The sequence below is a fragment of the Actinomyces sp. oral taxon 849 str. F0330 genome, assembly GCF_000239715.1.
GTDB classification, from domain to species: domain Bacteria; phylum Actinomycetota; class Actinomycetes; order Actinomycetales; family Actinomycetaceae; genus Actinomyces; species Actinomyces johnsonii.
Window position 1 is genome coordinate 31,358 of sequence record NZ_JH470352.1, and the last position, 3,068, is coordinate 34,425.

Consider the following 3,068-nt stretch of genomic DNA (forward strand, 5'->3'; position numbering starts at 1 on the left):
TCTCAGCAGGACGACCCGACCGAGCAGGCCGGAGGCGGCGCGGCGACGCTGGAGGCTGCCGGCGTGCGGGTACGGCGTGGGCTGTGCTCCCAGGACGCCGCGCGTCTCAACCGCCCGTGGCTCCTGGCCGTGACCCGCGACCGCCCCATGGTGACGTGGAAGCTCGCCACCACCCTCGACGGCCGTATTGCCGCCGCCGACGGCACCAGCCGGTGGATCACCCCGACGGCGGCCCGCCGCGACGCCCACCACCTGCGCCGTCAGTGCGACGCCATCATGGTGGGCACCGGCACCGCCCTCGCCGACGACCCGGCCCTCACAGTCCGTGACGAGACGGGAGAGCCCGCCCCGGCTCACCTCCAGCCGCTGCGCGTCGTCGTCGGTTCCAGGCGCCTGCCTCCCGCCTCCAGGGTGTTCGCCGACGACCGCTATCTCCTCCTGCCCGACCACGACCCGCACACCGTCCTCGCCGTGCTCGCTGAGCGCGAGATCCGCCACGTCCTCCTCGAAGGAGGCCCGACCCTCGCGACCGCCTTCCTGCGCGCGGGCTTCGTCGACGAGGTCGTCGCCTACACGGCCCCCGCACTTCTGGGCGCGGGACCGGCCGCCATCGCCGACTTCGGGGCGACGACAATCACCGACGCCCTGCGGCTGCGTCATCCCCGCGTCGAGGTCCTTGGCGCAGGCGACGGGCTCGCCGTCCGCCTCTCCGGTGACCTGGGGGCCGACGACGCCCACCCCGACGCCCCTCCGGTCCCGAGGCCGCGGCACAGCCAACGCCCGGACCACCGGGACCGCATTCATCCCCCTATCCGCTGCCACACCGAGGAGAGTCACTGATGTTCACCGGAATCGTCGAGGAGCTCGGACATGTCGTCCGGCTCGAGACCGTCGAGGACTGCGCCCGGCTGACGGTCGAGGCGCCCACCGTCACCCAAGACGCGAGCCTGGGCGACTCCATCAGCGTCAACGGGTGCTGCCTGACGGTCGCCGCCATGCACGGGAACACCTTCACCGCCGATCTCATGGCGGAGACTCTCACGCGCACCACCCTGGGATCCCAGGCACCCGGAGACCCGGTCAACCTCGAGCGCGCCCTGCGCGCCACCGACCGGCTCGGCGGGCACATCGTTCAGGGGCACGTCGATGCCACCGCCGAGGTCCTCGACCGCAGCCACGGCGAGCACTGGGACCTCCTGCGCGTCGGCCTACCGCAGGAGATCGCCCGCTACGTCGCCGTCAAGGGATCGGTCGCCCTCGACGGGGTGTCGCTGACCATCGTCGACGTCGAGGACGCCCAGCGCGACGCCCCCGACGCCTCCCCCACGCCGGGAGCAGGGGCGTCACTCAGCGTCGGCCTCATCCCGGAGACGCTGCGACGCACGACCCTGGGCACGAGGCGGCCGGGAGAACGGGTCAACCTCGAGGTCGACGTCATGGCCAAGTACGCCGAGCGTCTTCTGGGCGCCCGCCTGAGCGAGGAGGATCGGCAGGCATGCTGAGCACCAGGAGCGTGCGCCCGGACACACGCATGGACAGCGTCGAGGACGCCCTCACCGCCCTCCGCGAGGGCCGGATGGTCGTCGTCGTCGACGATGAGAGCCGGGAGAACGAGGGGGACCTCATCTTTCCCGCGGCGACCGCCACGACCGAGCAGCTGGCCTTCGCGATCCGACACTCGACCGGCATCATCTGCGCACCCATGACGGCCCAGGAGCTCGACCGCCTGGGCATCCCCATGATGACCGAGCACAACACCGATCCCAAGAGGACGGCCTTCACGCTGAGCGCCGACGCACGCACGGGCATTACCACGGGGGTGAGCGCCACCGATCGGGCTCGCACCATCCGTGTCCTGGCGGACCCGGGCTCAGTGCCGACCGACCTCGTCCACCCCGGCCACGTCTTCCCCCTGCGTGCACGCGAGGGCGGGATCCTCAGGCGCCGCGGTCATACGGAGGCCGCCGTCGACCTCATGCGCCTGTCGGGCAACCGGCCCGTGGGCGTCCTCGTGGAGATCGTCAACGACGACGGCACCATGGCGCGCCGGCACCAGGTGCGAGAGCTCGCCGACGCCCACGCCATGCCCATGATCACGGTCGGCGACCTGGAGCGCTACCGGTGGCTGCACGAGGATCTCGTCGAGGAGGTCGTCTCGACGCACCTGCCCACCGCGCACGGGGAGTTCACTGTCCATGCCCTGCGCAGCAGGGTCGACGGCACCGAATATCTCGCGCTCGTGTGCGGCCGCGTCGTGGACGGTGAGGACGTCCTCACCCGCGTCCACTCCGCCTGCCTGACCGGCGACGTCCTGTCCTCCCTGCGCTGCGACTGCGGGCCGCAGCTGCGCGCCGCTATGGAGGCGATCGGCGCCCGCGGCCGCGGGGTCCTCGTCTACGCCTCCGACCACGAGGGGCGCGGCATCGGGCTCATCGACAAGCTCCGCGCCTACGCGCTGCAGGAGGAGGGAATGGACACCCTCGACGCCAACGTCGCGCTAGGGCTGCCGGCCGACGCCCGCAGCTACGCCACCGCCGCCCAGGTGCTACGGCGCCTGGGCGTACGCTCGGTCGAGCTCATGACGAACAACCCGGACAAGGTCACGGGCCTGGAGCACTACGGCGTGAGCGTCCGCTCCAGGACGTCGACGCCGACCTTCGCCAACGGGGAGAACCTCAGCTACTTGTGCACCAAGCGCGACCGCATGGGCCATCTGCTCACCGGGCTCGAGCCCACCGGCTCCCGCGCGGAGGTGCTGCCCGGTGAGGCGACGGCTGACGATGCACCCTGGCACAAGACCGGCGAGAACGAGGGAGAGGCACGATGAGCGGATCCGGGGCACCTGCGCGGAGCGCACCTCACGCGCGGGGCATGAGGGTGACGGTCGTCGCTGCTCAGTGGCACGAGCGTGTCATGAGGGACCTGGTCACCGGGGCGCTGCGCGCCGTCGAGGAGGCCGGAGCTCAGGCGAGCGTCGTGCGGGCGGTGGGCTCCTTCGAGCTTCCGGTGCTCGCCGCGGCCGCCGCGCGGGGCGGTGCCGAGGCGGTCGTCGCGCTGGGCGTCGTCAT

At 72.1% G+C, this 3,068-nt stretch carries 4 protein-coding genes; all 4 read left to right on the forward strand.

From position 1 onward, the window contains the following. Positions 1–840 (forward strand): bifunctional diaminohydroxyphosphoribosylaminopyrimidine deaminase/5-amino-6-(5-phosphoribosylamino)uracil reductase RibD (gene ribD, locus HMPREF0975_RS07555; protein ID WP_009233555.1); only part of this gene is annotated, 840 nt, incomplete at its 5' end. Then, the gene (locus tag HMPREF0975_RS07560; protein ID WP_009233556.1) at positions 840–1,502 is read left to right on the forward strand and encodes a riboflavin synthase; all 663 of its coding nucleotides are present in this window, start codon (positions 840–842) and stop codon (positions 1,500–1,502) included. The genes ribD and HMPREF0975_RS07560, both read left to right, overlap by 1 nt. Further along, positions 1,496–2,827, forward strand: a complete 1,332-nt coding sequence (locus HMPREF0975_RS07565; protein ID WP_009233557.1) for a bifunctional 3,4-dihydroxy-2-butanone-4-phosphate synthase/GTP cyclohydrolase II — start codon at positions 1,496–1,498, stop codon at positions 2,825–2,827. Before HMPREF0975_RS07560 ends, HMPREF0975_RS07565 begins: the two co-directional genes overlap by 7 nt. A gap of 44 nt (positions 2,828–2,871) precedes the next feature. Next, positions 2,872–3,068: 6,7-dimethyl-8-ribityllumazine synthase (locus tag HMPREF0975_RS07570; RefSeq protein ID WP_232212485.1), on the forward strand; the 197-nt coding region annotated here is incomplete at its 3' end.

Excerpts from the sequence above, each read along its gene's own strand:
- HMPREF0975_RS07560 (WP_009233556.1), top strand. The coding sequence starts at position 840 with ATGTTCACCGGAATCGTCGAGGAGCTCGGACATGTCGTCCGGCTCGAG.
- HMPREF0975_RS07565 (WP_009233557.1), top strand. The coding sequence starts at position 1,496 with ATGCTGAGCACCAGGAGCGTGCGCCCGGACACACGCATGGACAGCGTC.